Consider the following 26,388-nt stretch of genomic DNA (forward strand, 5'->3'; position numbering starts at 1 on the left):
CTCTCTGTGTTCGAGAGCGGAGTTTACACACGGATGGTTATGCGCGTAAGTAGCTCGGCGAGATCACGTGGAATCCCGGACGATCAGCCTCGCGACACCGGCGGTACTGGGCTCCTGATCGGCGGGATAGCCCAGTTCGGACATCATCGCCGCCACCGCGACGTCGACGATCGCCTTGGCGTCGAACGCGACCGAGGTGAGCGGCGGTGCGCTGACCGCACCGAGTTCGATGGCGTTCACCCCCATGACCGCCATATCCTGCGGGCATCGCAGTCCGGCGCGGCGCAATCCGTGCAACATCACGAACGCCGTCTCGTCGCTTTGCGCGCAGATCGCGGTCACGCCGTCGGCGACCAATCCGGCCACGATCTCGGCGGCGTTGGAACCGTCGGCGGCGAAACTGGCCACGGTGATCTCAGGCAATTCGCGGCGCTCCGCCGCGGCCTGCAAGCCCGCCAGCCAGTAGTCGCCGAGCGGCCGCAACTCCTCGTCGGCGGTGTAGCCGAAGGCCAGTCGGGTGTGGCCTCGCGCGGCCAGGTGCTCGACGCGCATCTCACCGATGCTGCGATCCAGCGCACCGATCGCATGCAGTTGAGAGCTGCCAAGGTGAATCTGCGGGATACCCGCCGCGGTCGCCGCCGCCAGTGCATTGCCGGTCAGGGGGAAGGTGCTGGTCACCGCCATCGGGTTGAGATCGGCGATGGCGTCGACAACGTTGCGGTCGTCTTCGGTCTCGAATTGCAGGGACAACACGATGCCGTGGCGGGCCAGCGCGGTGGTGAGCCGACTGCCGACCTCGATCGGCAGGTTGCCGACCGACAGTCTGCCGACGATATAGAGCACGACTCCGCTACCGCCGACGGCGAGGTTGCGCGCCGCCAGGTTCGGCCGGTACCCGAGCTGCGCGGCGGCGATACGTACCGCCTGCTGGGTTTGCTTCGAGATGCGTTGCCCTTCAACATTGTTGAGGACATAGCTGACGGTCGCAGTGGAGACCTTGGCCAGCCTGGCCACGTCCGCCTTCGTCGGACGGGCAGTCGGTTTGGCAGTGCTCACGGTGTCATCGTGGCACGTTGCTGGTCAGTTGGGTGTTCTGCCCCGGGCAGCGGCCGGCCTGCGCTTTCGGTCAGCGTCAGTACGGCGCCGACCGAGACGACGGCCGCGACAATCAGATACAACGCGGGTGCCAGATGATTGCCGGTCTCGGCAGTCAGCCAGGTGACCACGTACGGTGTGGTGCCCCCGAACACCGCCACCGCGATGTTGTAACCGATGGAAAAGCCGCTGTAGCGCACCCGGGTGGCGAACAGTTCGACGCCGGCGGTGACGGCCGTCGCCACATACACCGATTCGATGGCCGCGAGCAGGCAGTGCCCGGCGACCGCCGCCACGACCGATCCCGAATTCATCAGCAGGAACAACGGATAGGCGAACACGATGAAGCCGACGGAGCCGGCGATCAGCAGCGGCTTGCGCCCGATCCGGTCCGACAATGCGGCCAGCGGCAGGATCAGGATTAGCGCGGTCAGGCTGGCCAGCGTGATGGAGACGAAGGACTCGGTCTTGCTGAACTGCAGAGTTTTGATGAAGTACGTCGGCACGAAGGTGAAGACGACGTAGTAGCCGACGTTGAACACGATGAACATGCCGATCACCTGGAGGATCGGCTTTCGCGCGGTCCGAACCGCCTCCCGCAGCGGGGATTTGGAAACTCGGTCGGCGGCGTCGAGCTTCGTGAACTCCGGGGTGTCGTCGAGGCGCAGCCTGATGTAAAGGCCGACCAATCCGAGTGGCGCGGCCACCAGGAACGGGATGCGCCAGCCGTAACTGTCCATCGCCTCGGGCGACAGCAGTGCCGCGAGCAGGGTGACGGTGATCGAGCCGAGCAGGAACCCGAGTACTCCCGACCACGCGATGAAGGTGACAGTCAAACCGCGTCGACGCTGGGTGGCGTACTCGGCGAGATAGACTGCGCCGCCGCCATATTCGCCGCCGGCCGAGAATCCCTGCAGACAACGCAACAGGAGCAGCAGCAGTGGCGCGACAACACCGATCGTGGAGTAGGTGGGCAACAGGCCGATCCCGAGCGTGGCCGCCGACATCAGCAGGATCACCACCGCCAGCACACGTTGACGGCCGAGCCGGTCCCCCAGTGGCCCGAACACGAAGCCGCCGAGCGGGCGCATGAAGAAGGCCGCGGCGAAGATCGCGAAGGTGTTGAGCAGGGCGGCGGTCTCGTTGCCCGCCGGGAAGAAGTTGGCGGCGATGTAGGTGGCCAGGAAGCCGTAGATGGCGAAGTCGAACCACTCCACCGCGTTGCCGATGGATGCGCCGGTGATCGCCTTGCGGACCGCGGCCTCGTTCCCGGTAGCTGTCACAGATAACCCGCCTCTCATTCAGCGAGAAGCGAGTTTACCTGTTCGGTTATGCGCGTAAGCCGGTTCGCGGCGTCAGGCCGTCCACCGTGACGACAAGGTCCGCGCGCACCGCGGTCGGCGCCACCAGTCGGGCATTGGGTTCATCGACGTCGCCGACCCAGTGCGTGGCGACATCGGCGGGCTTGCCGAACTGGACATGACGGTCGACCAGCCGCTTGATGCGGACGGCGTTATCGATTGCGCAGTACCAGATTTCGTCGATCTCGGCCGCCACGGCCCGCCACCGGGGCTCGTCGAGCAGCAGATAGTTCCCCTCGGTGAGGACGACCTGCACCTCGGGCGGCACCGCGATCGCGCCCGCAATCGGTTGCTCCAGGTCCCGCTCGAACGCCGGGGCGTAGACAGTCTCGCTGCGGGGACTGCGGATGCGCCGCAGCAGTGCCGCATAGCCGGCCGCATCGAAGGTGTCGGGCGCACCTTTGCGATCCAACCGCCCGAGGCGACGCAGTTCGGCATCGGCGAGGTGAAAGCCGTCCATCGGCACGTGCGCGACAGCATCCGCGCCGAGTCGCGCTCCGATCGCGGCAGCCAGGGCTTCGGCCAGCGTGGACTTGCCCGCGCCCGGTGGGCCGGCGATGCCGACAATGGCCGTCCCCCGCTGCTCTGCACCGGCCGCGGCGCGGGCGAGGACGCGGGCCACGAGATCGTCGAACGTACTCATAGGAGTGCCATTGTCGTCCCTGGGCGCTGCCGAACAGCACCTGGAGCAGGTAGAACTGGCAGGGGTACACGCATCGGAAGGCGGATCAGTTGGCGGCTCGGAGGCTCTGCTGGTGGGTCAGTCTGGTGTGTTGTGGGGTTTTGTTGGCCGGGTGCGGCAGCCCGACGGTGCTTCAGGGGCGGGCGACGTCGATGTTGTTCGACCCCGACCGGGTGGGCGGACTGCCGGTGACCGAAGGCCACAGCGGGATGCGTCCCGATGCGCCCGCGCCGGCACGCACCGCCGAGAACACCGACGGCGGCCAGATCGACACTCTGGCGCTGCTGGCCGTCGACGACATCGAGGAGTTCTGGTCGCAGAACTACTCCGGCGGTTCACTGTTCGGGACGTTCACGCCCGCCGGGCGGCTGGTGTCGTTCAATTCGGACCAACCACCCGGACTCGAGCTCTGCGGCGAGAACACATTCGGCCTGACAAATGCCTTCTACTGCACCAAGGCGGACGTGATGGCGTGGGACCGCGGCGTCGCCATCCCGGTCGCGGCGCAATATTTCGGCCAGATGGGTGTCGTCGGGGTGATGGCCCACGAGTACGGCCACGCCGTGCAGCATCAGGCCAGGCTCGTTGACACGTCGACGCCCGTGCTGGTGTCCGAGCAGCAGGCCGATTGTTTTGCCGGGGTGTACCTGCGCTGGGTGGCGGCCGGGAACTCCCCGCGGTTCGAAATGAGCACCGGCGACGGCCTCAACCATGTTCTCGCCGGACTGATCTACATCCGGGATCCGCTCATGACACAGATCGATGCCGTCATGACAGGCAACGAACACGGATCGGCCCTCGATCGTGTCAGCGCGTTCCAGATCGGTTTCAGCGGCAACGTCGACCAGTGCGCGGCAATCGACCTGAGCGAGATCAAGAAGCGTCGGGGGGACTTGCCCAAGTTCCTCGATTCGGAGTTCTTCGGCGACGCCGATTCCGGCGACAGCGTGATCACCGCCGATCTGCTCGACAGCGTGATGGAGACACTCGGCCAGGTCTACGCGCCCGCGAACCCGCCGACGCTGACCACCGAGCCCGCCGACTGTCCGGATGCCCAACCGGCGCCTCCGGCGTCGTACTGTCCGGCGACCAACACGATCGTGGTGGATCTCCCCGCCCTGAAAGCCTTGGGAGAAACCAAGACTGAAACCGAAGAACAGGAACTGCTGCAGGGCGACAACACCGCCATATCGGTGCTGACATCTCGGTACGCGCTCGCGGTGCAACATCAGAAGGGCCTTGCGATCGACACGCCCGTCTCCGCCATGCGCACCGGGTGCCTGACTGGTGTGGCGCAGGCCAGGATGGCCGAACCCGATCAGGCGATCAGGCTGTCAGCCGGCGACACCGACGAGGCGATCAGCGGACTGCTCACCAACGGACTGGCCGCCAGCGACGTCAACGGCACGCTGCTGGGAGCGGGATTCAGCCGCATCCTGGCCTACCGGTCCGGGCTGCAGGGCGACGACGCGCAGTGCTACCAACGTTTCCCGGGAGAGTCATGAGCGGTCCTGAGCAACCGTGGTGGGTGAAGCCCGGGGGCGCACCGCCGCCCGGTGCGCCACTGGGCCGGCCGCCGTCGCGGAATCCTCCACCGGCTCGCGCCAACCCACCCGTGGTTCCGCGGCCGACGAGTCACCGGCCGCCCGCCGCTGGGCCGCCGCCCGCCCCGCCCCCGCCACGCCGCTCTGGTGTCAAGCAAAAGTCCGGGAATAGGTGGCTCGTTGTCGGGGCGGCGGCCGCCGTCGTCCTGCTGATCGCGGTGGGATTGGCGGTGTGGCGACTCGGCGTGCCGGGCGGCCCGCGACTCGATGTCCACCAGGCCGAGGCCGGTGTTGCCGAGATCTTGTCCAACCCGATCCACGGCTATGGAGCCAACGACATTGCTGCGGTGGCGTGCAACAACGGGAAGAATCCAGCGATCGAGGTGGGCAAGACATTCACCTGCGCGGTGGACATCAATGACACGTTGCGGCACGTGATCGTGGAGTTCACCGACGACAGCGGGACGTACGCCGTGGACGGGCCACGATAGTTTTCCGTCGAACAATTTACTGTTACGTAAATCACATTGACGCAGACCCGTGACTACGTTCATAGGCCCAGGACGCAATTGGTATTTAGCAGCCCTACTATTCTCTTGTGCTATGGGTCGGGAGCCACTGAATTCCACCGTCGTAGAACCGTCGGCGTCAAGCATCGAGCACTACGTCCGTGCGGACGGCACGATCGTGGTGCCGGACGGCGTGACGCTGACGTCGTTTCTGGATCGCAACCGCAGCGCGTTCGGCGACGAGCCGTGCTACCGCTTCCTCGATTACTCCCAGGAGCCTGATGGTCGGGCGGTGGAGCTCAGCTGGAATGCCCTGTGGGCACAGGTCTGCGCCGTCGGCGCTCGCCTGCAGCAGGTCACCTCCGCTGGAGACCGGGTCGCGATCCTTGCGCCTCAAGGTGTCGAGTACGTGGCCGCGTTCTTCGCCGCGATTCATGCGGGAAATGTCGCGGTCCCACTGTTCGCGCCGAGCCTGTCGGGCCACGTCGAGCGGTTGGCGGCGGTGCTGACCGACGCCAAACCCACGGTGGTGCTCACGACCACTGCCGCATCGGAATCGGTGCGGAAATTCCTGCGCACGCTGCCCGCCGCCGATCGCCCTCGGATGATCGCCGTGGATGCGGTTCCCGACGCGCTCGGCTCGATGTTCACGGGTGCGACGCTCGATACTGACGACGTCGCCTACCTGCAGTACACATCGGGATCGACCCGCACACCTGCCGGCGTGGAGATCACCCACCGCAATGTGTGCACCAATGTCCTGCAGATGATCCTGGCCGGCGACCTCGACATGGGTGTGCGCAGCGTCAGCTGGTTGCCGCTCTATCACGACATGGGTCTGATCATGGTGATGTTCCCCGCGCTGTGCGGCGGCCAGATCACGCTGATGGATCCGATGGCGTTCGTCCGGCGGCCCTACCGCTGGATCAAGCAACTCGCCGCCGAAGCCGTGCATGGCAGAACCTTCGCAGCCGCCCCGAACTTCGCCTTCGAACTCGCCGCCGAGCGCGGGCTGCCGCCGCAAGGCGAGGCACTCGACCTGACCAACGTGGTGACGTTGCTCAACGGATCCGAGCCCGTGACGATGGCGGCCGTCGAGAAGTTCACGACGGCGTTTGCGCCCTACGGGTTGCCCGCGACGGCGATCAAGCCGTCCTACGGGATGGCCGAGGCCACGTTGTCGGTGGCCAGCATCGCCCCCGTCGCGGCCGCCACGGCGGTGTACCTGGACCGCGAGGAGTTGAGTGCCGGCCGCGCGGCGGTCGTTGCGGCCGACGATGCGGGCGCGGTCGCGTATGTGTCATGCGGGCAGCCCATCCCCAACCAGTGGGCGGTGATCGCCGACGGCGACGGCATTGAGGTGCCGGACCGGACCGTCGGAGAGATCTGGTTGCACGGCAACAACATTGGCAACGGTTACTTCGGCCGAGCCGAGGAGACCGAGCGGGTGTTCGGCAACAAGCTGCAGACCCGGCTCGACGCGGGCAGCCACGCCGAGGGCGCGCCCGACAACGGCTACTGGCTGGCCACCGGCGACCTCGGTGTCTACATCGACGGTGAGCTGTACCTGACCGGACGCATCAAAGACCTGATCGTCATCGACGGGCGTAACCACTACCCGACCGACATCGAAACCACCGTCAGCCTCTCGTCGCCTGCGGTGCGCTCCGGCTACGTCGCGGCGTTCTCGGTGCCCGGCTCCCGTGGTGAGGAGTTGGTCATCGTCGCCGAACGCGCCGCCGGCGCCGGCCGTGCCGAGCCCGGGCCCATCGTGGATGCGGTGCGCGCTGCGGTGTCACGCCAACATCAGGTCCGGATTGCCGACGTGCGGATGGTGGCCGCCGGGGTCATCCCGCGGACGACGAGCGGGAAACTGGCGCGGAATGCTTGCCGGACTGAGTATTTGGCGGGGAAGTTCAACCGGTAGGCACGTTTTTGCTTTTGCGCCGAGATCAACGCAATGGTTGGTTCTCGAGCGACAGATCGACCATTGCGTTGATCTGACGGCTAAGTACCGGTGGCGCCGCCGTTGATCGCTGTCTCGTAGGCTGCGTAGCCGCGGGGGTTGCTTGACGCTGACCCGCCGTCGTGCCGCACACTCTCTGACGTGACGGTGCAGGATCGCCTCGACAAATGGGAGCATCGCGCCGAATGGCCACTTGCGGCGGTTGCCGTGGTGTTCCTGGCGGCGTACACGGTAGAGGTTCTCGTCCAACCCCACGGGCTGGCAGCTCGTGCGGTCGACTTCGCGACGCTGGCCACGTGGGCGGTGTTCACCGCCGACTACGTCGCGAGGCTGTATCTGGCACCGGACCGCAAGAAGTGGTTCCGGACGCACCTCTTCGACCTCTTGATCGTCCTGCTGCCGCTACTGCGCCCGCTGCGACTGTTGCGGCTCATCGTGCTCATCAGCGTGCTGCAGAAGGCGGTCGGTAATGCCATTCGCGGCAAGGTCGTCCTCTACACCATCTCGGGTGCGGTTCTGCTGGTGTATGTCGCGTCGCTGGCTGTCCTGCAGGCTGAGCGCGGCCACCCCGACGCCCACATCACCGACTTCGGTGATGCGGTTTGGTGGGCGATCACCACGATCACCACCGTCGGCTACGGCGACATGTTTCCCGTCACGACGACGGGACGAGTCATCGCCGCGCTCTTGATGATTGGCGGCATCAGCCTGGTCGGCTCGATCACCGCGACCATTGCGTCGTGGATCGTGCAGACCGTGTCGGTCGACGAGACGGCCACCGCGGCGGCAACGGCTGCGCACATCAACGAGCTGCGGGGCGAGATCGCCTCGCTCCGTGAGGAGTTACGGCAGGCGCCGGACGCGGATGGCGGGGCAATACCGACCCGTGAAAGGTGATACCGCATGCGGTACCGCTCTTGGGTAGACCACATGTGACCTGAGTGCGGGCGGAGGGACTCGAACCCTCAAGCTCTTTCGAGCACGGGCACCTAAAACCCGCGTGTATTCCGATTCCACCACGCCCGCAGCGCACCCGATGGTACCGCCTCGCGAACCTGCGAACGTGTCGGTGGTGCCTCTTACGTTGGAAGCAACTTCCGGCGTGAGGACATGACGTGCGGTCTGCGGACGAATTCAACGAAGTCCAGCGGCTCATCGCCGCCGGCATGAATGACTGTGCCATCGCGCGGCAAACCGGCATACCGCGTCCGACCGTGCGGGATTGGCGCTGCCGGCCACCGACACGTTTGCGCCAGCCCCAGGCATTATCCGAGTGCGGCATCGACCACGACTTCGAAGCACTCCCCGTAGCTGGCTATTCCTACCTGCTCGGCCTCTATCTGGGCGATGGCTGGATCTCAGCCAGCCGGCAAGTCTGGCGGCTGCGCATCGCGCTCGACAACAAGTACCCCGCAATCATCGATCGCTGCAGGGAAGCTATCGGGATGGTCATGCCAGGTCAGCACGCCGGCATAGTGAAGAAGAAGGGCTGCGTCGAGGTTTCGCTGTACTCCAAGCACTGGCCGTGCCTGTTTCCTCAGCACGGTCCAGGCAGAAAGCACAATCGGTCCATTGTCTTGGAACCGTGGCAGCAGGCACTAGTCGGCCAAGCCACCGAAGAGTTCATCATCGGGTTCATCCACAGCGACGGCTGCCGGGTCGTCGCCAACGACCGGGGCGTCAAAAGCATCCGCTATCACTTTTCGAACAGATCCGACGACATCATCAACCTGTTCACCGCCGCACTGGACCGCCTTGAAATCCCGTGGACACGATCGACGAAGTACATCGTTTCCATCTACCGCAAGGCCGCCACCGCTCGCCTCGACACGTTCGTCGGACCCAAGGACCTCGCGGTACCGTGGACTAATGTCCACTACACGGCGTAGGAGACCAGCGCTCGTCGCGCTGGTGACCCTCGGCGCCGCTGGCTGTCTGGGGCTGGCCTGGTGGCAGTGGACCCGATACGAGTCGGCGTCGGGCACCTTCCAGAATCTGGGCTATGCCCTGCAATGGCCGATGTTCGCGGGCTTCTGCTTCTACGCGTACTACAAGTTCGTCCGGTACGAAGATGCACCGCAGGCTCGGCCCAGCGATGAGGTCACCGAGATCCCCGCGGGCCTGCTGCCGGAAAGGCCCAAGCCCGCAGCGCACGACGACACAGACCAGACGCTGAGCGAGTACAACGCCTACCTCGCCGAGCTTGCCGAGAAAGACAAGGAAGACAACAGATGACTGCACCCGAACCGCAGGCCGAACCGGCAGCCGAGGTCACCACTCCGAAGGAGACGATCCGCAAGGCCTTGCTGGGCTACCGCGTGCTGGCCTGGGCGACCGGCATCTGGCTGATCGCGCTGTGTTACGAGATGGTGCTCAAGTACATCGTCCAGGTCGACAATCCACCGGGCTGGATCGGCGTGGTGCACGGCTGGGTGTACTTCATCTACCTGATGTTCACCGCCAACCTCGCCGTCAAGATCCGCTGGCCTATCGGCAAGACCATCGGTGTCCTGCTGGCCGGCACGATCCCATTCCTGGGGATCATCGTCGAGCACTTCAACACCCAGGACATCAAGCAACGCTTCGAGCTCTAACCCGAAGCCAACTCCCGTAGCGCCGGGACCAACAATGCCAGCGCCCGCCCGCGGTGTGAGGCCCCATCCTTCTCGGCGGGCGTCAGTTCAGCGGCGGTACGCGTCGACCCAAGAGGCAGGAACACGGGGTCGTACCCGAAGCCGCCCTCCCCGCGCGGCGCACGGGTAACAGTCCCGGGCCACTCGCCACGTACGACTGCGGACCCGGACGCAGATACCAACGCGCACGCCGACACGAACGCCGCGCCCCGCCGCTCGGAAGGCACGTCAGCCAGCTGTGCCAGCAGCAATGAAGTGTTCGCGGAGTCGTCGCCGTGGACACCCGACCACCGCGCCGACAACACGCCCGGCATGCCGTTCAGTGCGTCGACAGAAATACCGGAATCGTCGGCCACACATGGCAATCCCGAAGCGGCAAACCCGTCAGAAGCCTTCGCCAAGGCGTTCTCTTCGAACGTGGCGCCGGTTTCGGGCGCCTCGTCGTAAGGTGCCACGTCGGCAAGGGACAGCAGCTCAAGCCCGGTCACGCCGGCTGCATCGAGCACACGTCGCAGTTCGGCCAGCTTCTTCGGATTGCGGCTGGCCACCAGGAGCCGGGTCAGCTTCCGAACGCTTTCTTCGGCGCAGGGCCTTCCGGCAGCACGCCGGGGTACGGCAGTTCCAGTGCCTCGCGCTGCAGCACGAACAGCTGCTCGCACGCTCCCAGCGCCGCGTCCATCAGCTTGTCCAGAGTCGACCGCGGGAACGTCGCACCCTCGCCGGTGCCCTGGATCTCCACGAGCGTGCCGGTGTCGGTGGCGACGACGTTCATGTCCACCTCGGCGCGGGAGTCCTCGGTGTAGGGCAGGTCGACGCGCACGCGACCGTCGACCACGCCGACCGATACCGCCGCGATCGCGCACGACAATGGCCGGGGGTCCGACAGCCGCCCGGCTGCCGACAGATAGGTGACAGCGTCCGCCAGGGCGACGTAGGCCCCGGTGATCGCCGCGGTGCGGGTGCCACCGTCGGCCTGCAGTACGTCGCAGTCGATGGCAATGGTGTTCTCCCCCAACGCCCCGAGGTCGATGCACGCGCGCAGCGACCGCCCGATCAGCCTGCTGATCTCCTGGGTGCGCCCACCAACCCGGCCCTTGACCGATTCGCGGTCCGAGCGGTCGTGGGTGGCGGCGGGCAGCATCGCGTACTCCGCGGTGAGCCAGCCCTGCCCGGAACCTTTACGCCAGCGCGGCACCCCTTCGGTGACCGACGCCGTGCACATGACCCGGGTCTGGCCGAACTCGACCAGTACCGAACCCGCCGGATGTGTGGTGAAACCGCGGGTGATGACCACCGGACGCAGCTCGTCGTCGAGCCGCCCATCTTCTCGTCTGGACACGGCCCAACCCTAACGGGTCACACCGACACCGGCCTGAACGACTAGCCCCGCGTGACGTCGAACGTCTCGCCGCACACCACAGCGTGCACCGGGCCGTCGAACTCCGCCTTGGCCTCGCTGATCACGTCCTCGCGCGAGGTCCACGGCGGAATGTGCGTCAACAACAACTCGCCGACTCCCGCCGCCGCAGCCGCGCGGCCGGCCTCCGTGCCCGACAGATGTAGGTGCGGCGGGTGGGACGGATCATGCGTCCAGGACGCCTCGCACAGGAAGAGATCGGCGCCCTGAGCCAGTTCCACGAGCGCGTCGCAATAACCGGTGTCGCCGCTGTAGACCAGCGTCGCCCCCGACGGATCGGTGAACCGCATCCCGTATGACTCCGTGGGGTGGCAGACCAGCCGCGGCGTCACGCTCAGCGTGCCAAAATCCACGGGCTTGCCGTCTTGCCAGTGCCGGACCTCGAAGATGTCGGAGAAGTCGTCAATCTCGATCCCCTCCGGCGACGATGCCGCGCCCAGGCGCGCAAAGGTATGGGCCGGGCCGTACATCAAGCCGCGCTCGGTCGCCGGCATCGGGTGATAGCGCCGCCACACGAACAGACCCGGAAGATCCAGGCAGTGATCGGCATGCAGATGGGATAGCAAGACGTTGACCGTGTTGGGGTCGGCGTAGCGCTGCAGCGCACCGAGCACGCCGCCACCGAAGTCGATAACCATCGGAACCGTGTCCGGTGCGGTGACAAGGTAGCCAGATGCTGGCGAATCTGGGCCGACGACGCTGCCGGAGCATCCCAGTACGGTCAATCGCACACTGTCTAGCTTGCCATGCCTGCTATCGACGTGGCGAAAACATGCCCGGTTTGGCGATGGAGATCATTTTCCCGCGCCGACGTGACGCCGAACCGGCCGCACGCCGTCCAGGGTCGGGCCGAGGAATCGAGCCGCCAGTGTGGTGAACGCCTCGGGGTCCCCGGTCGCCTCGAAGATCCGGCGGGCAGGCGAAGAATCATGCGGTCTCAACAGATCCAGCTCGGTGAGCACACGCAGCAATTCCTTGGCGGTCTCCTCGGCGGACGACACCAGAGTGACGTTGTCCCCCATGGCCAATTGAATGAGTCCGGACAGCATCGGATAGTGCGTGCAACCCAGCACCAGGGTGTCCACCTCGGCGCGCTGCAACGGCTCCAGGTAGCCCTCGGCCAGGCCGAGCACCTGGCGTCCGCTGGTGACCCCGCGTTCGACGAAGTCGACGAACCGCGGGCACGCCACTCCGATCACCTCGGTGTCGCGGGCCGCTGCGAACGCGTCCTGGTAGGCGCCCGACGCGATGGTCGCCGCCGTGCCGATCACCCCGATGCGGCCGTTGCGGGTCGCGGCCACCGCGCGGCGCACCGCGGGTAGGATCACCTCGACCACCGGCACCGGCGAGTAGCGCTCACGGGCATCCCGCAGGGACGCCGAGGACGCGGTGTTGCACGCGATCACCAACGCCTTGACCCCGCGCTCCACCAAATCGTCACCGATGGCCAGGGAGTGTCTGCGGATCTCGGGAATGGTCAGCGGGCCGTACGGCCCGTTGCCGGTATCGCCGACGTAGACGATGTCCTCGTCGGGCAATTGGTCGATGATGGCGCGGGCCACCGTGAGCCCGCCGACCCCGGAATCGAAGATCCCGATCGGCGCGAGTTGTTCGGTCATGAGGTCAGATACGGCTGGCTCCGTTTGCGTGATTCGCGCGCCTTGCGTTCGGGTCCGGCCAGCAGGTAGGCGGCGATCACACCGGCAATGGCCCCGCACATATGCCCCTGCCAGGACACCCCGAACGTGCCGGGCAGCATGCCGAGCAGGATGCCGCCGTAGACGAACAGCACGATCACCCCGACGACGATCTGCCACGCCTTGCGGGTGAAGAACCCGAACACGATAAGGAAGGTCAACCAACCGAAGATCAGACCGGAAGCGCCGATGTGGTTGGTCTCGACGCCGTACGGCGCGCCCACGTTGCCGATGAGCCAGGTGCCGAACCCGCCGAGGATCCAGATGATGGCGGTGGCCCAGACGAACCGGGCCATCCCGGCCAACGTCATCAGAAAGCCGAGCACCAGCGCCGGGCCGGTGTTGGCCATCAGGTGCGCCCAGTTCGCGTGGAGCAGGGGGGAAAAGATGATGCCCGTCAACCCGTCGGTCTCCAGCGGGCGGATGCCGTTGTCATCGAGGTTGTGGCCGGTCAGATTGTCGAAGAGTTCGATGACGTACAGCAATGCGACGAACGTGATGATCGTGGCACCACCCACCATCCACGCCGGTCGCTTCTTCGACTGTGGCGCGGGAGTGGGGATCATGCCCATAGCTGGCCTTCCAGAGCGTCTTCGGCGTCATCCAGGCTACCGGCGTATGCACCGGTCGACAGATATTTCCAGCCGGCGTCGGCCACGACGAACGCGATGTCGGCCCGCTCGGAGGCCTTGACCGCCTTGGCCGCCATGCCGAGCGCGGCATGCAGCACCGCGCCGGTGGAGATGCCCGCGAAGACGCCCTCCCGGGTCACCAGCTCACGGGTGCGCCGCACGGCGTCGAACGAGCCCACCGAGAACCGGGTGGTGAGCACATCGGCGTCATACAGCTCGGGAATGAAGCCCTCGTCGATGTTGCGCAGCGCGTACACGGCTTCCCCGTAGCGGGGTTCGGCGGCGACGATCTGCACGCCCGGAACCTGCTCGCGCAGGTAGCGGCCGGTGCCCATCAGCGTGCCGGTGGTGCCGAGGCCCGCGACGAAGTGGGTGATCTCGGGCAGGTCTGCGAGCAATTCCGGTCCCGTGCCCTCGTAATGCGCCAAAGTGTTCGCCGGATTGCCGTACTGATACAGCATCACCCACGAAGGGTTTTCTGCGGCAAGCTCTTTCGCGGTGGCCACCGCGGTGTTGGAGCCGCCCTCGGCCGGGCTGTAGATGATCCGGGCGCCGTAGAGCTCGAGAAGCTGGCGCCGCTCGATCGAGGTGTTCTCCGGCATCACACAGATCATGTTGTAGCCCTTGAGCAGGGCAGCCATCGCCAACGAGATCCCGGTGTTGCCACTGGTGGGTTCCAGGATGGTGGCGCCCGGTTCCAGCCGCCCTTCGCGCTCGGCCTGCTCGATCATCCGCAGCGCGGGCCGGTCCTTGATGGACCCGGTCGGGTTGCGGTCCTCGAGCTTGGCCCACAACCGCACATGTGGCGAGCCATCCCAGGCCGGCGAGAGGTTCTGCAGCCCCACCAGCGGCGTGTTGCCGAGGGCCTGCAGCAGCGAGTCGTACCGGGTCATCCGCTAGCCACCTGCGACGGCGGGCAAAATCGTCACCGAATCGCCGTCGGCGATCGTGGTGTCCAGGCCACCGGAGAACCGGACGTCCTCGTCGTTGACGTAGATGTTGACGAAGCGATGCAGCTTGCCGTTGTCGACCAGCCGGTCGGAGATGCCGGAGTAGTTGTTCTCCAGGTCGCTGATCACCGCCTGCAGGGTGTCGCCGGAGGCGCTGACGCGCTTCTGCCCGCCGGTGTGCGGACGCAGGATCGTGGGGATCGAGACGGAAACTGTCACGGTTACTCCTTAGTGGTACTGCTCAACGATATCGACGGGTTCCTCGGTGACGACGCCGTCGATGATGCGGTAACTGCGCAGCTCGTGTTCGTCGGGGTCGCGGGTGGAGATCAGCACGTAGTGCGCATCGGGTTCTTGGGCCAACGAGATGTCGGTGCGGCTGGGGTAGGCCTCGGTGCCGGTGTGCGAGTGATAGATGACAATAGGAGCGTCGCCTGAGTCTTCTAATGAGCGCCACACCTTGAGCTGCTCCTGCGAGTCGAACCGGTAGAACGTCGGCGATCGCTCTGCGTTGACCATCGCGATGAACTTCTCCGGCCGATCGGAGCCCTCGGGGCCTGCGATCACCCCGCACGCTTCGTCAGGATGGTCGGACCGCGCGTGCGCCACCATGGCCTCGACGAGGTCGCGGCGTATCACCAGCACCTTCTTGCACCTTTCTCAAAGCCGGTCATTCGAACGCTCCCGGCAACATGTCACGGTAGGTCGGTATTCCTGCGACTGATTCGGCGGCCAGCACTCCGACGAGCACCGCACGGGCAAGACAGTCCGCCGCGGCAGCCCCGACCTGCGTGACAAGCGCGGTGTCCGGGGACATCGCCGTCGGCGTTTTCGGGTCCGGCGGGACCGTGACCGCGCCGGTGGCCAGCGCGAATACCGTATCGCCGTCCAGCGGGGTGTGGCACGGCCGGATGGTGCGGGCGAGCCCGTCGTGCGCAGCGACCGCGACGCGACGGCACGCGGCCGGGCTCAGCTCAGCGTCGGTGGCCACGACCGCGATGGTGGTGTTCAGCGGGCTGAGCTCGGCGCGCAGGTCGGCGTACCCGGCGAGCTGATCGGCAGGTGGTGCGATCAGGCCGAACCCCTCGATGAACTCGGCCATCCACGGCAGGCCGGTGTCGGGGTCCACTGCGTCGCCTGCGGCGTTGACCACCACCAGCGCGCCGACGGTCACCCCGGACGCGAGCGTCGTCGAGGCCGTCCCCACGCCGCCCTTGAGCACCCCGACCCGCGCCCCGACGCCGGCGCCAACGGTGCCCAGCGTGAACTGGGCGCCCGCCCGCTCGGCGGCCTCGTACCCGAACTCGGCGGTGGGCCGGTTGCCCCAGCCTCCGACGGGCAGATCGAAGATCACCGCGGCCGGGACGATCGGGACCACGCCGCCGTCCATCGCCACCCCTCGGCCTTGCTCTTCCAGCCAGGTCATCACACCGTCGGCGGCGGCCAGGCCGTACGCACTGCCACCGGTGAGCACGACCGCGTCCACGTGGCGGACCGTGTTGATCGGGTCGAGCAGATCGGTTTCCCGGGTTCCTGGCGCGCCGCCACGGCCATCGACGGCGCCGACGGTTCCGGGCGGTGTCAGCACCACGGTGCTGCCCGACGCCCATCCGGAGCCCAGCGCCGCATCCGGTTCGAGCCGGTGGTAATGGCCGACCAGAATGCCGCCGACGTCGGTGATCGAGCCCATCAGTACCGTCTGCTCTTCGCGCAAGCGCTCATCTACTTACCCATCAGACCGAGCACCAGGTACTCCTGCAGAACCGTGAGCCACTGGTAGACGTCGAGGTGGCCGGCCATCGGGTCCTCAGGCGACAACTGATCGGGTCCGTCGGGTCCGATGTCGAGCATGGCGCCCAACGCCAGCCGAACGTCGTTGACGGCGCGAGCCCAGGCGTGTGCGTCCTCCTCGGTCAGCTCGAATTTGCCGCCGCCGTCCGGAATGGTGTCCAACAGTCTTTGTGACGCTTCGCGTTTGGCGTCGATGATCTCCGGCTCGTGCAGCCCACGCAGTGCGCTGTTGAGGCTCTCGGCGGTGCCCGAGCCGGCGGGATGCTCGGTTTGCGGCCGGTAGAAGTCCGGCAGCAGCCGCTTCATCGTGGCGTCTTGCGGCGGCTGCGGGTTACCGGTCTTCATGCCGGTGATCGCTTCGAGTTCATCTGTGGGCCCTGATGATTCACGTTCGTCGAGCATCCCCAACATCGAGGTGACCAGGCTGGACAGCAATGCCGCCTCGTGCGCCGCCAGCGCCGAGCGAAACCGCGGGCCGTTAGCGGTGTCGACCCGCTTCCATTTCCGCACAGTCGATCAGCGGTCCTGCTGCAAGGTGGCCCACAGCCCCGCGGCGTGCAGCTTGGATACGTCGGTTTCCATCGACTCCCGGCTGCCGGCCGACACCACAGCCTTGCCCTCGTTGTGCACCTGAAGCATGAGTTTGGTGGCGTGCGGCTCGCTGTAGCCGAACAGCTTCTGGAAGACGTAGGTGACGTAGTTCATCAGATTGACCGGATCGTCCCAGACGATGGTGACCCAGGGGCTTTGGATGGACTCGACCGAGGCGACTTCGGATTCTTCGCGGGTTCCCGGTCGGGCCTTCGCCGGTGTAACCATGGGCCCACAATACCGGCGGCACGCGGTGATCAAAAAACAGCGCCGGTTGCTCTACGGTTGCAGCTGTGACGGTCGCGTTGCTCACCGACAAATACGAGCTGACCATGCTTGCCGCTGCCCTGCGCGACGGCACCGCACATCGCCGGACGACGTTCGAGGTATTTGCCCGACGGCTGCCCGATGGCCGTCGCTACGGCGTGGTCGCCGGAACCGGTCGCCTGGTTGAAGCCTTGGCACAGTTCAGGTTCGCCGCGGAAGAACTGGACGCGCTGTCGGACTTCTTGGACGCCGACACCCTGGAATTTCTGGCTGACTACCGCTTCGGCGGAGACGTCGACGGCTACGCCGAGGGCGAGCTCTACTTCCCGGGTTCCCCGGTGTTGTCGGTGCACGGCACGTTCGCGGAGTGTGTGGTGCTGGAGACGCTGATCCTGTCAATCTTCAATCACGACACGGCGATCGCCTCCGCGGCGGCCCGGATGGCCAGTGCCGCGCAGGGCCGGCCGATGATCGAGATGGGCTCGCGGCGCACGCATGAGCAGGCCGCCGTGGCCGCGGCCCGCGCCGCCTACCTGGCCGGCTTCGCCGGTTCGTCGAACCTTGAGGCCCAGCGGCGCTACGGCGTGCCGGCAATGGGCACCGCGGCCCACGCGTACACGTTGCTGCATACCACCGTCGACGGCCCCGACGAGCAGGCCGCATTCCGTGGCCAGGTCGCCGCGCTCGGCGTCGACACGACCCTGCTGGTGGACACCTACGACATCACTGCGGGAGTGGCCAACGCCATCGCGGCGGCAGGCCCGCAGCTCGGATCGGTACGGATAGATTCCGGTGATCTCGGGGTGCTGGCCCGTCAGGTGCGCCAGCAACTCGACGACCTCGGCGCCACCGGTACCCGCATCGTGGTTTCCGGGGATCTCGACGAGTTCGCGATCGCCGCGCTGCGCGCCGAGCCCGTCGACAGTTACGGCGTCGGCACCTCGGTGGTGACCGGATCCGGCGCCCCGACAGCGAGCATGGTCTACAAGCTCGTCGAGGTCGACGGCATCCCGGTGGTCAAACGCAGCAGCCACAAGGAATCCCACGGGGGCCGCAAACAGGCGCTACGGCTGGCCAAAGCGTCGGGCACCATCCTCGAGGAAGTGGTGTACCCGTATGGTGAGCCGCCGCAGCCCCAAACGGAGTTCGTCGCAAGGCAGCTCACCGTGCCGCTGGTGAAGGCCGGTGATCCGGTCGCCGACGGCAATGCAGCCGACGGGCTGGCCGCCGCGCGCACCCGCGTTGAGGCAGGGCTGCACAGCCTGCCGTGGGACGGCCTCAAACTTTCCCGCGGCGAGCCGGCCATCCGGACCCGGATGATCCCGCCCGCCCAGAATCGTTAGGAGCCACCACGGCCGACCCCGCCATCACCAACATCGTCACCAAGCTGCTCGCCGTCGCGGTCGACGGCCTGGGCGGCACCTGCCGCACCGGGCAGGTCGAGATGGCCGAAGCCGTCGCGCACTCCTTCGAATCCGGCGAGCATCTGGCCGTACAGGCCGGTACCGGCACCGGCAAATCACTGGCCTATCTCGTTCCTGCCATCGCCCGGGCGCTGGAGACAGAGCAACCGGTGGTGGTGTCCACGGCCACCATCGCGCTGCAGCGCCAATTGGTCGACCGTGATCTGCCGCGGCTCGTGGACTCGCTTGCCGACGTGCTGCCGCGGCGGCCGCGATTCGCCCTGCTGAAGGGCCGCGGAAACTACCTGTGTCTCAACAAGGTTCACAACGGGGCAGCCAACGAGCCCGACGACCGTCCGCAGGACGAACTGTTTTCGCCGATGGCGGTCAGCGCGCTCGGACGTGATGTCCAGCGGCTCATCGACTGGTCGTCGGACACCGAGACCGGTGATCGCGACGAGCTGGTCCCCGGAGTACCCGACCGGTCGTGGGGGCAGGTCAGCGTGTCGGCGCGGGAATGCATCGGGGTGTCGCGCTGTCCGTTCGGCACCGACTGTTTCGCCGAGCGGGCGAGGGGAAACGCGGGCGCGGCAGATGTTGTCGTCACCAACCACGCGCTGCTGGCCATCGACGCGCTGTCGGATTTCGCGGTCCTGCCCGAATTCGAGCTCCTCGTGGTCGATGAAGCGCACGAGCTGGCCGACCGCGTCACCAGCGTCGCCACCGGCGAACTCTCCCCGACCTCGATGGGGGTCGCGCATCGCCGCATGGCCCGGCTGGTCGATGCCGAACTCGCCCAACGCTTCGAGGCCGCGACGGCGACGTTGTCGTCGATGCTGTACGACGTCCCCGCCGGGCGCATCGACGTGCTCGACGACGAACTGGCGACCTACCTGACCGCACTGCGCGACGCGGCGAACGCGGCCCGGTCCGCGATCGACACCTCGCCGAGTGACCCGCAGGCCGCCTCGGCCCGCACCGAGGCCGTCACCGCGCTCAACGACGTCAGCGACACCGCCACCCGCGTCCTCACGTCTTTCGTCCCTGCCATCCCCGATCGCACGGACGTCGTGTGGGTTGACCATGAAGAAAGCCGGGGTACGGTGCGCGCCATCCTTCGGGTGGCGCCCATGTCCGTGTCCGGGCTGCTGCGCAACCGCTTATTCGCCCACACCACCGCGGTGCTGACCTCGGCCACGCTCTGCCTCGGCGGCAACTTCGACGCGATGGCCCGCAATTGGGGACTGGCCGGCTTCGACGACAACGCGGCACCGGGCTGGCGGGGCATCGACGTCGGCTCACCCTTCGAGCACGCCAAGTCCGGAATCCTCTACGTCGCCAAGCATTTACCGGCCCCCGGACGCGACGGCACCGGCACCGACGTTCTCGACGAGATCCAGGCGCTCGTCACCGCCGCGGGCGGACGTACCCTCGGCCTGTTCTCGTCGATGCGCGCGGCCAAGGCCGCAGCCGAGGTGATGCGCGAGCGACTGACCACCCCCGTGCTCTGCCAAGGCGAGGACACCACTTCGGCTCTGGTGCAACGCTTTTCGGACGACCCCGAGACATCGTTGTTCGGCACGCTCTCGCTGTGGCAGGGTGTCGACGTACCTGGGCCGTCGCTCTCGCTGGTGATCATCGACCGGATTCCCTTTCCCCGTCCCGACGATCCGCTCCTCACCGCCCGCCAGCGGGCGATCAGCGCGCACGGGGGCAACGGCTTCATGGCAGTCGCCGCCAACCACGCTGCCCTGTTGCTCGCTCAGGGCGCGGGCCGGCTGCTGCGGCGCACCGACGACCGCGGCGTGGTCGCGGTGCTGGATTCGCGCTTGGCGACCGCCCGGTACGGCGGTTATCTGCGCGCCTCGCTTCCGCCGTTCTGGGCCACCACCGATCCGGACCGGGTGCGTCAGGCGCTGTTGCGGCTGCGCGGCGCGCACTGACCACACGGCCTTGGAGTCAGGAATTCACTATCCTGGCGGCAATCTGCGCGTGAGCGACCTTGGCCCCGAGTGCACCGGAAGGCGGCATACATGAGCCGACGGAACCTGTTCGGCCGTGTGATCGCCATCTGCCTTGCGCTGCCGTTGGCGGCTTGCTCGACGGTTGTGGCCGGTAGCCCCGTCTCGGTGTTCGATGACCCGTTCTCGGTCGCCGGGATGCCCGCCACCGACGGGCCCAGTGGCTTGCGATCCGACGCTGCCGAGCCATCGCGCGACGTCAGCGATTCCGACGGCGGCAAGATCGACAACCTGGCCGCCAGCGCGGTCAGCGACATCGAGGAGTTCTGGTCGACGGTCTACGGCGAGACGTTCGAGGGTGAGTTCGAACCGGTCAACGAGCTGATCTCATGGGACGCCGAGAGTTACGAGGGGCAGTTCTGCGGCCTGGAGACCTACGGGCTGGTCAATGCCGCGTACTGCAAACCGGACCAGACCATCGGATGGGACCGCGGTGTCCTGATGCCTTCGCTGCGTCAGCTCAACGGCGATATGGGCGCCGTGATGGTGCTGGCGCACGAGTACGGCCACGCCATCCAACAGCAGGCCAAGCTGGTTCGCCGCGGCACGCCCACTCTGGTGGCCGAACAGCAAGCCGACTGCCTGGCCGGCACCTACATGCGGTGGGTGGCCGAAGGCAATTCCTCCCGCTTCACCCTCAGCACCGCTGACGGCCTGAACAATCTGCTGGCCGCGGTCATCGGATTCCGCGACCCGCTCTTCAGTGAGGCCGACGCTCAAGGCGGGATCGACGAACACGGTTCGGCGTTCGAGCGGGTCTCGGCCTTCCAGTTCGGGTTCACCGACGGGGCGTCGGCGTGCGCCGCGATCGACGTCAAGGAGATCAGCCAGCGCCGGGGGGAACTTCCGGTGCTGCTGCCCGAAGACCAGACCGGTGAGCTGCCTGTCACCAGACCGTGGGTGCAGTCGATGGTCGACGCACTCAACATCCTGTTCAAACCGCCCAACCCGCCAAAGCTGAGCTTCGATGCCGCCGCTGCGCAGGGATGCCCGAGTGCGCGACCCAGCCCGCCCGCCTCCTACTGTCCGGACACCAACACCATCGCCGTCGACATGGCCGAGTTGGAAACTCTTGGCCTGCGGCCCGATGAAGAGGAGGCGGGCACCTTGGCCGCCGGCGACAACACCGCCTTCTCGGTGCTGATGTCGCGGTACATGCTGGCTCTGCAGCACGAGCGGGGCCTGGTCCTGGACAACGCCGAGGCCGCGCTTCGCACGGCGTGCCTGACCGGCGTGGCGACCACCAAGATCACCAAACCCGTCACGGTGCCCAACGGTGACACCCTCCTGCTGACCGCCGGTGACGTCGACGAGGCCGTGTCGGGCATCCTCACCAACGGACTGGTGGCCAGCGACGTCAACGGTGAGTCGGTGCCTTCCGGGTTCGCCAGGATCGACGCGTTCCGGGTCGGCATCCTCGGCGACGAGGACCGCTGCCTCAAGCGCTTCTCCTGAGCGGTACCAATTTCGCTCCTCGCGTGCGCGGCGGTTCAGACGACCTTCGTCATGCCGTACCAGGCCAGCACGGCTTCAGACTGCTCGGTAGAGCGAGTCAGGATCGCATAGGACCGGATGAACGACTGACCCACGCAGCCGTCGATCTTCACGCGGAAGTTGCTGATCATCACCCAGGGCTCAGTGCCCTTGAATTGCTTCTCCGCCACCGGGACGACGTTGATGATGCCGGGTTTGAGACCCACCGTGATACCGCCGCCGATGTTGCCTCCGATGCCCGGCAAGATGCCCTCGGGGATCGGGGAGATCACATCGGTGCCGATGACGCCGATGGACGGGTTGATGCCCGCGGTTCCCGTCAGGGAGACGCCATTGGATGTGCTCATGTCGATGCCGCAGCCGATCTGGTACCCGGCCTCCAACGAGCCGTTCGGATCCTCCCCGGTATCGGGACCCGACATGACCCCGTTATACGTGCCGCCGACCACGTACTCGCGGGAGGACACGGCGGTGGTCAACGGCGCCACGATGGCCTGGGTCTCGTCTTTGGCGGACACCGTGAGTTCCCAGCCGTCGGGCGTCTTGGTCATGGCCGGTGGGCTCGATTCGACGAAGCCTTCGACAACGGCCGGTTCGGCCAGCGGGGGTGCCACGTCGCCTTCCGGATCGGCAGCGGCCTGGGGCGCGCACAGTAGGCAGATCACAGACCACGCGGCCAGCAGCGCGAACGAGCGAATCAACACAGGCGGCCTCTCGTTACAGTTCCCCACGGGAACGTATCGCCTATGTGATTACCCGACCGCCGATTCCCGCCGGCACTCAGGTCGGCATTCGTAGGACGAAGCCGCTCTCCAGCGCCACCCAGGCGGCACCGTCAGGACCGATCGCCATGCCGTGGGGTTCGCTGCCGCGGGGCAGATCGATCGTCACGATCTCACCGTCTCCGCTGACCCTGGCGAGCTGATCGGCACCCCACAGGCTGACCCACACACCGTCGGCTGGATCGGCGACCACGGCGTGCGGTTTACCTGGCAGGTCGAGTTCCTGGATCGCATCGTCGAGCGGGATGCGGCCGAGCTTGTCGGCGAGGATCTCGGTGAACCACACCGCATCGTCGTGCGTCGCCGCAATGCCCACCGGACCGGCTGCGGCAGTGGGCAATTCACGTACCGTGAGGTCTCCGTCGGCCAGCCGGCCGATCGCATTGCTCTGATTGATGGTGAACCACAACGCGCCGTCGGGACCGCAGGTGATCATCGACGGCATTCCACCCACCACGGCCTGGCTGGTGATCTCACCGTCGGTGGTGATCCGGCAGACCTCGCCCGAAGTCATCGCGGTGAACCACAACGCGCCGTCCGCGCCTGCGGTGATGCCGAACGGCCCGCTGTGTTCCGCCAACTCGAAGCAACTCAACTCCCCCGCGGTGGTGATTCGGCCGATGCGGTCGTCACCGGCGCGGGTGAACCACATGGCGCCGTCGGACCCCGCGGTGATGATCGACGGACGCGAGCCGGCGGCCACCGGATACGTGGTGACCTCACCGCCGTCGGACGACACCCGCGCGATGGCACCGGCGTGCACCAATGTCACCCACATGGCGCCGTCCGGCCCGGCCGCCAGCGCGTAGGGCCCGCCGTCGAGCTGGACCTTGAACGCGTTACTCAAGCGAGGGTGACCAGAGCGAGCTCGTTGTCGGCGGCGAGCAGCCGGTGATGAGGCAACACGCGCACCGTGTACCCGACCGGTCCGGCGACCGGTAGCGGTGCGGTGGTGGAGAACACCTCGGCGCCGCCTTCGGCGGACCCGGTGTGGGTCATCGGCACCGTCACGGGTTCCAGGATCGCATCGCTGGCGTCGACGCGGCCGAGCACCGCCTGCACCACCACCTCGTCGGGACGCAGCCCGGCCAGCTGGACAGTCGCGGTCAGCGTCAACTCCGACCCCAGCAGCGGAGTGTCCGGCAGCCCGTAGCTGTCCACATCGGTGATCTGGATCTTGGGCCAGGCGTCCTGGGCGCGGCGCCGGTATTCAGCGAGTTCACGGGCGGCGCCGAAGGGCTCCCCGGACGCCGCCTCGACGGTCTTGCGCAACGACTGCGCGGCGGGAATGTAGTACTGCTCGGTGTAATCCCGCACCATCCGCGAGGCCAGCACCTTGGGACCGAGCACCTGCAGGGTGTGGCGCACCATCTCGACCCAGCGGGTGGGTACCCCTTGTTCGTCCCGCTCGTAGAACTTGGGGGTCACCGCATTCTCCAGCAGGTCGTAGAGGGCGGCGGCCTCCAGGTCGTCACGGCGGGTTTCGTCGGAGAGCCCGTCAGCCGTCGGGATCTCCCAGCCGTTCTCGCCGTCGTACCACTCGTCCCACCAGCCGTCGCGGATCGACAGGTTCAGTCCACCGTTGAGCGCACTCTTCATGCCCGACGTGCCACATGCCTCCAACGGACGCAAGGGGTTGTTCAGCCACACGTCGCAGCCCCAATACAACAACCGGGCCATAGACATGTCGTAGTCCGGTAGGAACGCGATGCGGTGACGCACCTCCGGGCGGTCGGCGAAGCGCACGATCTGCTGGATGAGGGCTTTGCCGCCGTCGTCGGCCGGGTGCGACTTACCCGCCACGATCAACTGCACCGGCCGCTTGGAGTCCAGCAGCAGCTTTTCCAACCGCTCCGGATCGCGCAGCATCAGGGTCAGCCGCTTATAGGTCGGCACCCGGCGGGCGAAGCCGATGGTCAGCACCGACGGATCGAAAGCCGTTGCGATCCATCCCAGTTCAGCCTCCGAAGCGCCGCGCTCCAGCCAGGACCGGCGCAGCCGGTCGCGCACGTCGGCAATCAACGTCTCGCGCAGTTGAGAGCGGATCCACCAAATGTGAGCGGGTTCGACCTGCTGCAGTTTCGCCCACACGGCGGGCTCGGCGGCCTCGGATCCGATGAGTTCGCGGCCCAGCTCAAGCCATTGCGGCGCCGCCCAGGTCGGGGCGTGCACGCCGTTGGTGATCGAGCCGATCGGCACCTCGCTCGTATCGAAGCCCGGCCACAGTTCGTTGAACATCGACCGGCTCACCCGACCGTGCAGCAATGACACCCCGTTGGCCCGCTGCGCCAGGCGCAGACCCATGTGCGCCATGTTGAACTTCGAGGGATCTTCCTCGGCGCCGAAGGAAACCACGCGATCCAACGGCACCCCCGGTAGCAGTCGGGAGTCCGCGGGCCCACCGGGTGGGCTACCGAAGTACCGCTTGACCATCTCGACCGGGAAGCGGTCGATTCCGGCGGGCACGGGGGTGTGCGTGGTGAACACCGTGGAGGACCGCACCACCGCCAGCGCGGTGTCGAAGTCCAGCCCCGCCGAGACCAATTCGCGGATGCGCTCCAGACCGAGGAAGCCGGCGTGGCCCTCGTTCATGTGGAACACCTCGGGCGCAGGCAGATTCTCGGCCTCGATGAAGGCGCGAATCGCGCGCACCCCGCCGATGCCGGCCAGGATCTCCTGTTTGATCCGGTGTTCTTGGTCACCTCCGTAGAGCCGGTCGGTGACGCTGCGCAGGTCGTGTTCGTTCTCGGGGATATCAGAGTCCAACAGCAGCAACGGAATCCGGCCAACCTGGGCAATCCAGACCCGGGCCCGCAGCTCCCGCGAATCCGGCAGCGCCAGCTGCACCAGAACCGGGTTTTCGGCGGCGTCGGTGAGCAGCCGCAATGGCAGACCCTGGGGGTCCAGGGACGGATAGTTCTCGTGCTGCCAACCGTCTGCGGTCAGCGACTGCCGGAAGTAGCCGGACCGGTAGTACAGACCGACGGCGATCAACGGCAATCCCAGGTCCGACGCGGATTTCAGGTGGTCGCCGGCCAGGATGCCAAGGCCGCCCGAGTAGTTGGGCAGCACCTTGGCGACACCGAACTCCATCGAAAAGTAGGCGATGCCTTTCGGCATCTGCGCTCCGCTGTCAGCCTGTTGCTGATACCACAGCGGCCTGGTCAGGTAATTGTCCAGGTCCGCGGCAAGCTCATCGAGGCGGAGCAGGAACGACTCGTCGGCGGCGAGTTCGTCGAGTCGTTTCGGGCTGACCGCACCGAGCAATGCGACCGGGTCGCCGTCGGTTTGGCGCCACAGCTCGGGATCGACCACCGCGAAGAGGTCCTGGGTTGGTTTGTGCCAGGACGAGCGCAGGTTGATCGACAGCTGTTCCAGCGCCGCCAGTCGCTCGGGAAGGTGAGCGCGGACGGTGAACCTGCGGAGGGCTTTCACGCGTCCCAACCTTACTGACAATTCCCAGTCGCGCAGCGGTGAGCGGGTGCGCTTCACCCCCGCGTGATTGGCCTGGCCACTACGGTGGGTAATAAGACGCCACACGGGTAATGAAGCG

27 protein-coding genes and 1 tRNA gene are annotated in these 26,388 nt (G+C 66.7%); 10 read left to right on the plus strand and 18 right to left on the minus strand.

Annotation, left to right across the window (positions count from 1 at the left end; genetic code table 11):
• Positions 1-63: 63 nt before the first annotated feature.
• Genes ABQF30_RS26955 through ABQF30_RS26965 form a run of 3 tightly spaced genes read right to left on the minus strand, consistent with a single transcriptional unit; the run spans position 64 to position 3,099 of the window.
• Positions 64-1,056 carry a LacI family DNA-binding transcriptional regulator gene (locus ABQF30_RS26955; protein ID WP_448469606.1) on the minus strand — a complete coding sequence of 331 codons (993 nt, stop codon included), beginning with the start codon at positions 1,054-1,056 and terminating at the stop codon, positions 64-66.
• Positions 1,053-2,378, minus strand: a complete 1,326-nt coding sequence (locus ABQF30_RS26960) for an MFS transporter (RefSeq protein WP_448469608.1) — start codon at positions 2,376-2,378, stop codon at positions 1,053-1,055. Before ABQF30_RS26960 ends, ABQF30_RS26955 begins: the two co-directional genes overlap by 4 nt.
• Before the next feature lie 46 nt (positions 2,379-2,424).
• Entirely contained in the window at positions 2,425-3,099 is a 675-nt protein-coding gene (locus tag ABQF30_RS26965; protein WP_448469610.1) for a nucleoside/nucleotide kinase family protein, read from the minus strand.
• A gap of 89 nt (positions 3,100-3,188) precedes the next feature.
• Between ABQF30_RS26965 and ABQF30_RS26970 the strand changes: the two genes are divergently transcribed.
• The 4 genes from ABQF30_RS26970 to ABQF30_RS26985 all read left to right on the plus strand — a co-directional run bounded on the left by ABQF30_RS26970 (position 3,189) and on the right by ABQF30_RS26985 (position 8,054).
• Positions 3,189-4,643: a neutral zinc metallopeptidase gene (locus ABQF30_RS26970; protein WP_448469612.1), complete on the plus strand. Its 1,455-nt coding sequence runs from the start codon at positions 3,189-3,191 to the stop codon at positions 4,641-4,643.
• Positions 4,640-5,173: a DUF4333 domain-containing protein gene (locus tag ABQF30_RS26975; protein WP_448469614.1), complete on the plus strand. Its 534-nt coding sequence runs from the start codon at positions 4,640-4,642 to the stop codon at positions 5,171-5,173. The genes ABQF30_RS26970 and ABQF30_RS26975 overlap by 4 nt, the downstream gene beginning before the upstream one ends.
• 112 nt (positions 5,174-5,285) lie before the next feature.
• The gene (locus ABQF30_RS26980; RefSeq protein WP_448469615.1) at positions 5,286-7,118 is read left to right on the plus strand and encodes a fatty acyl-AMP ligase; all 1,833 of its coding nucleotides are present in this window, start codon (positions 5,286-5,288) and stop codon (positions 7,116-7,118) included.
• 180 nt (positions 7,119-7,298) lie between these two features.
• A complete protein-coding gene (locus tag ABQF30_RS26985) occupies positions 7,299-8,054 on the plus strand; it encodes a potassium channel family protein (protein WP_448469617.1) in 756 nt (251 codons plus the stop codon).
• 45 nt (positions 8,055-8,099) lie between these two features.
• Here the strand turns inward: ABQF30_RS26985 and ABQF30_RS26990 are convergent.
• Positions 8,100-8,183, minus strand: a tRNA-Leu gene (locus tag ABQF30_RS26990).
• Positions 8,184-8,272: 89 nt separating this feature from the next.
• On the opposite strand from ABQF30_RS26990, the gene ABQF30_RS26995 reads away from it, so the two are divergent.
• From ABQF30_RS26995 to ABQF30_RS27005, 3 genes are read left to right on the plus strand one after another with little or no spacing between them, the layout of a single operon-like run.
• Positions 8,273-9,046, plus strand: coding sequence for a helix-turn-helix domain-containing protein (locus tag ABQF30_RS26995; RefSeq protein ID WP_448469619.1), 774 nt, complete (start codon positions 8,273-8,275; stop codon positions 9,044-9,046).
• Positions 9,027-9,392, plus strand: coding sequence for a hypothetical protein (locus ABQF30_RS27000; protein ID WP_448469621.1), 366 nt, complete (start codon positions 9,027-9,029; stop codon positions 9,390-9,392). Before ABQF30_RS26995 ends, ABQF30_RS27000 begins: the two co-directional genes overlap by 20 nt.
• Positions 9,389-9,751 carry a DUF3817 domain-containing protein gene (locus ABQF30_RS27005; RefSeq protein WP_448469623.1) on the plus strand — a complete coding sequence of 121 codons (363 nt, stop codon included), beginning with the start codon at positions 9,389-9,391 and terminating at the stop codon, positions 9,749-9,751. Before ABQF30_RS27000 ends, ABQF30_RS27005 begins: the two co-directional genes overlap by 4 nt.
• Here ABQF30_RS27005 and rdgB read toward each other — a convergent pair.
• The 11 genes from rdgB to clpS form a co-directional block, all read right to left on the minus strand.
• Positions 9,748-10,353 (minus strand): RdgB/HAM1 family non-canonical purine NTP pyrophosphatase, encoded by a 606-nt coding sequence (gene rdgB / locus ABQF30_RS27010; RefSeq protein ID WP_448469702.1) that lies wholly within the window; start codon positions 10,351-10,353, stop codon positions 9,748-9,750. The two genes, ABQF30_RS27005 and rdgB, sit on opposite strands and share 4 nt — an antisense overlap.
• Complete coding sequence (gene rph / locus ABQF30_RS27015) at positions 10,350-11,129, minus strand: ribonuclease PH (protein ID WP_448469625.1); 780 nt, start codon at positions 11,127-11,129, stop codon at positions 10,350-10,352. Before rph ends, rdgB begins: the two co-directional genes overlap by 4 nt.
• A 41-nt stretch (positions 11,130-11,170) precedes the next feature.
• Positions 11,171-11,938, minus strand: a complete 768-nt coding sequence (locus tag ABQF30_RS27020) for a cyclic nucleotide-degrading phosphodiesterase (RefSeq protein ID WP_448469627.1) — start codon at positions 11,936-11,938, stop codon at positions 11,171-11,173.
• Between the two features lie 63 nt (positions 11,939-12,001).
• Positions 12,002-12,826, minus strand: a complete 825-nt coding sequence (gene murI, locus ABQF30_RS27025; RefSeq protein ID WP_448469629.1) for a glutamate racemase — start codon at positions 12,824-12,826, stop codon at positions 12,002-12,004.
• Complete coding sequence (locus ABQF30_RS27030; protein WP_448469631.1) at positions 12,823-13,470, minus strand: rhomboid family intramembrane serine protease; 648 nt, start codon at positions 13,468-13,470, stop codon at positions 12,823-12,825. The genes murI and ABQF30_RS27030 overlap by 4 nt, the downstream gene beginning before the upstream one ends.
• Positions 13,467-14,429, minus strand: coding sequence for a cysteine synthase (locus ABQF30_RS27035; protein WP_448469633.1), 963 nt, complete (start codon positions 14,427-14,429; stop codon positions 13,467-13,469). The genes ABQF30_RS27030 and ABQF30_RS27035 overlap by 4 nt, the downstream gene beginning before the upstream one ends.
• A 3-nt stretch (positions 14,430-14,432) precedes the next feature.
• Positions 14,433-14,705, minus strand: coding sequence for a MoaD/ThiS family protein (locus ABQF30_RS27040; RefSeq protein ID WP_448469635.1), 273 nt, complete (start codon positions 14,703-14,705; stop codon positions 14,433-14,435).
• Between the two features lie 9 nt (positions 14,706-14,714).
• A complete protein-coding gene (locus ABQF30_RS27045; RefSeq protein WP_448469637.1) occupies positions 14,715-15,131 on the minus strand; it encodes a M67 family metallopeptidase in 417 nt (138 codons plus the stop codon).
• A 25-nt stretch (positions 15,132-15,156) separates the two neighbouring features.
• Positions 15,157-16,176: a P1 family peptidase gene (locus tag ABQF30_RS27050; RefSeq protein WP_448469704.1), complete on the minus strand. Its 1,020-nt coding sequence runs from the start codon at positions 16,174-16,176 to the stop codon at positions 15,157-15,159.
• 32 nt (positions 16,177-16,208) lie between these two features.
• Positions 16,209-16,787: an oxidative stress transcriptional regulator AosR gene (gene aosR / locus ABQF30_RS27055; protein ID WP_448469639.1), complete on the minus strand. Its 579-nt coding sequence runs from the start codon at positions 16,785-16,787 to the stop codon at positions 16,209-16,211.
• Positions 16,788-16,793: 6 nt separating this feature from the next.
• Positions 16,794-17,096 carry an ATP-dependent Clp protease adapter ClpS gene (gene clpS / locus ABQF30_RS27060; protein WP_448469641.1) on the minus strand — a complete coding sequence of 101 codons (303 nt, stop codon included), beginning with the start codon at positions 17,094-17,096 and terminating at the stop codon, positions 16,794-16,796.
• A 65-nt stretch (positions 17,097-17,161) separates the two neighbouring features.
• Between clpS and ABQF30_RS27065 the strand changes: the two genes are divergently transcribed.
• From ABQF30_RS27065 to ABQF30_RS27075, 3 genes are all read left to right on the plus strand, one after another.
• Complete coding sequence (locus ABQF30_RS27065) at positions 17,162-18,478, plus strand: nicotinate phosphoribosyltransferase (RefSeq protein ID WP_448469643.1); 1,317 nt, start codon at positions 17,162-17,164, stop codon at positions 18,476-18,478.
• A 23-nt stretch (positions 18,479-18,501) separates the two neighbouring features.
• On the plus strand, positions 18,502-20,481 hold the full coding sequence (locus ABQF30_RS27070) for an ATP-dependent DNA helicase (protein WP_448469706.1): 1,980 nt from the start codon (positions 18,502-18,504) through the stop codon (positions 20,479-20,481).
• 90 nt (positions 20,482-20,571) lie between these two features.
• Positions 20,572-22,014: a neutral zinc metallopeptidase gene (locus tag ABQF30_RS27075; RefSeq protein ID WP_448469645.1), complete on the plus strand. Its 1,443-nt coding sequence runs from the start codon at positions 20,572-20,574 to the stop codon at positions 22,012-22,014.
• 35 nt (positions 22,015-22,049) lie between these two features.
• Here the strand turns inward: ABQF30_RS27075 and ABQF30_RS27080 are convergent, their stop codons facing one another.
• The 3 genes from ABQF30_RS27080 to ABQF30_RS27090 form a co-directional block, all read right to left on the minus strand.
• On the minus strand, positions 22,050-22,757 hold the full coding sequence (locus ABQF30_RS27080; protein WP_448469647.1) for an MspA family porin: 708 nt from the start codon (positions 22,755-22,757) through the stop codon (positions 22,050-22,052).
• 76 nt (positions 22,758-22,833) lie between these two features.
• On the minus strand, positions 22,834-23,682 hold the full coding sequence (locus ABQF30_RS27085) for a Vgb family protein (protein ID WP_448469649.1): 849 nt from the start codon (positions 23,680-23,682) through the stop codon (positions 22,834-22,836).
• Positions 23,679-26,270 (minus strand): glycosyltransferase family 1 protein, encoded by a 2,592-nt coding sequence (locus ABQF30_RS27090; protein WP_448469651.1) that lies wholly within the window; start codon positions 26,268-26,270, stop codon positions 23,679-23,681. The genes ABQF30_RS27085 and ABQF30_RS27090 overlap by 4 nt, the downstream gene beginning before the upstream one ends.
• Positions 26,271-26,388: the final 118 nt, after the last annotated feature.

The sequence above is a fragment of the Mycolicibacterium sp. XJ870 genome, assembly GCF_053483975.1.

What these genes read in the sequence shown, in the direction of transcription:
- ABQF30_RS26965 (WP_448469610.1), bottom strand. Translation starts at nt 3,099, where the DNA reads ATGAGTACGTTCGACGATCTCGTGGCCCGCGTCCTCGCCCGCGCCGCG.
- ABQF30_RS26975 (WP_448469614.1), top strand. Translation starts at nt 4,640, where the DNA reads ATGAGCGGTCCTGAGCAACCGTGGTGGGTGAAGCCCGGGGGCGCACCG.
- ABQF30_RS26980 (WP_448469615.1), top strand. Translation starts at nt 5,286, where the DNA reads ATGGGTCGGGAGCCACTGAATTCCACCGTCGTAGAACCGTCGGCGTCA.
- ABQF30_RS27000 (WP_448469621.1), top strand. Translation starts at nt 9,027, where the DNA reads ATGTCCACTACACGGCGTAGGAGACCAGCGCTCGTCGCGCTGGTGACC.
- ABQF30_RS27005 (WP_448469623.1), top strand. Translation starts at nt 9,389, where the DNA reads ATGACTGCACCCGAACCGCAGGCCGAACCGGCAGCCGAGGTCACCACT.
- murI (WP_448469629.1), bottom strand. Translation starts at nt 12,826, where the DNA reads ATGACCGAACAACTCGCGCCGATCGGGATCTTCGATTCCGGGGTCGGC.
- ABQF30_RS27030 (WP_448469631.1), bottom strand. Translation starts at nt 13,470, where the DNA reads ATGATCCCCACTCCCGCGCCACAGTCGAAGAAGCGACCGGCGTGGATG.
- ABQF30_RS27035 (WP_448469633.1), bottom strand. Translation starts at nt 14,429, where the DNA reads ATGACCCGGTACGACTCGCTGCTGCAGGCCCTCGGCAACACGCCGCTG.
- ABQF30_RS27050 (WP_448469704.1), bottom strand. Translation starts at nt 16,176, where the DNA reads ATGGGCTCGATCACCGACGTCGGCGGCATTCTGGTCGGCCATTACCAC.
- clpS (WP_448469641.1), bottom strand. Translation starts at nt 17,096, where the DNA reads ATGGTTACACCGGCGAAGGCCCGACCGGGAACCCGCGAAGAATCCGAA.
- ABQF30_RS27075 (WP_448469645.1), top strand. Translation starts at nt 20,572, where the DNA reads ATGAGCCGACGGAACCTGTTCGGCCGTGTGATCGCCATCTGCCTTGCG.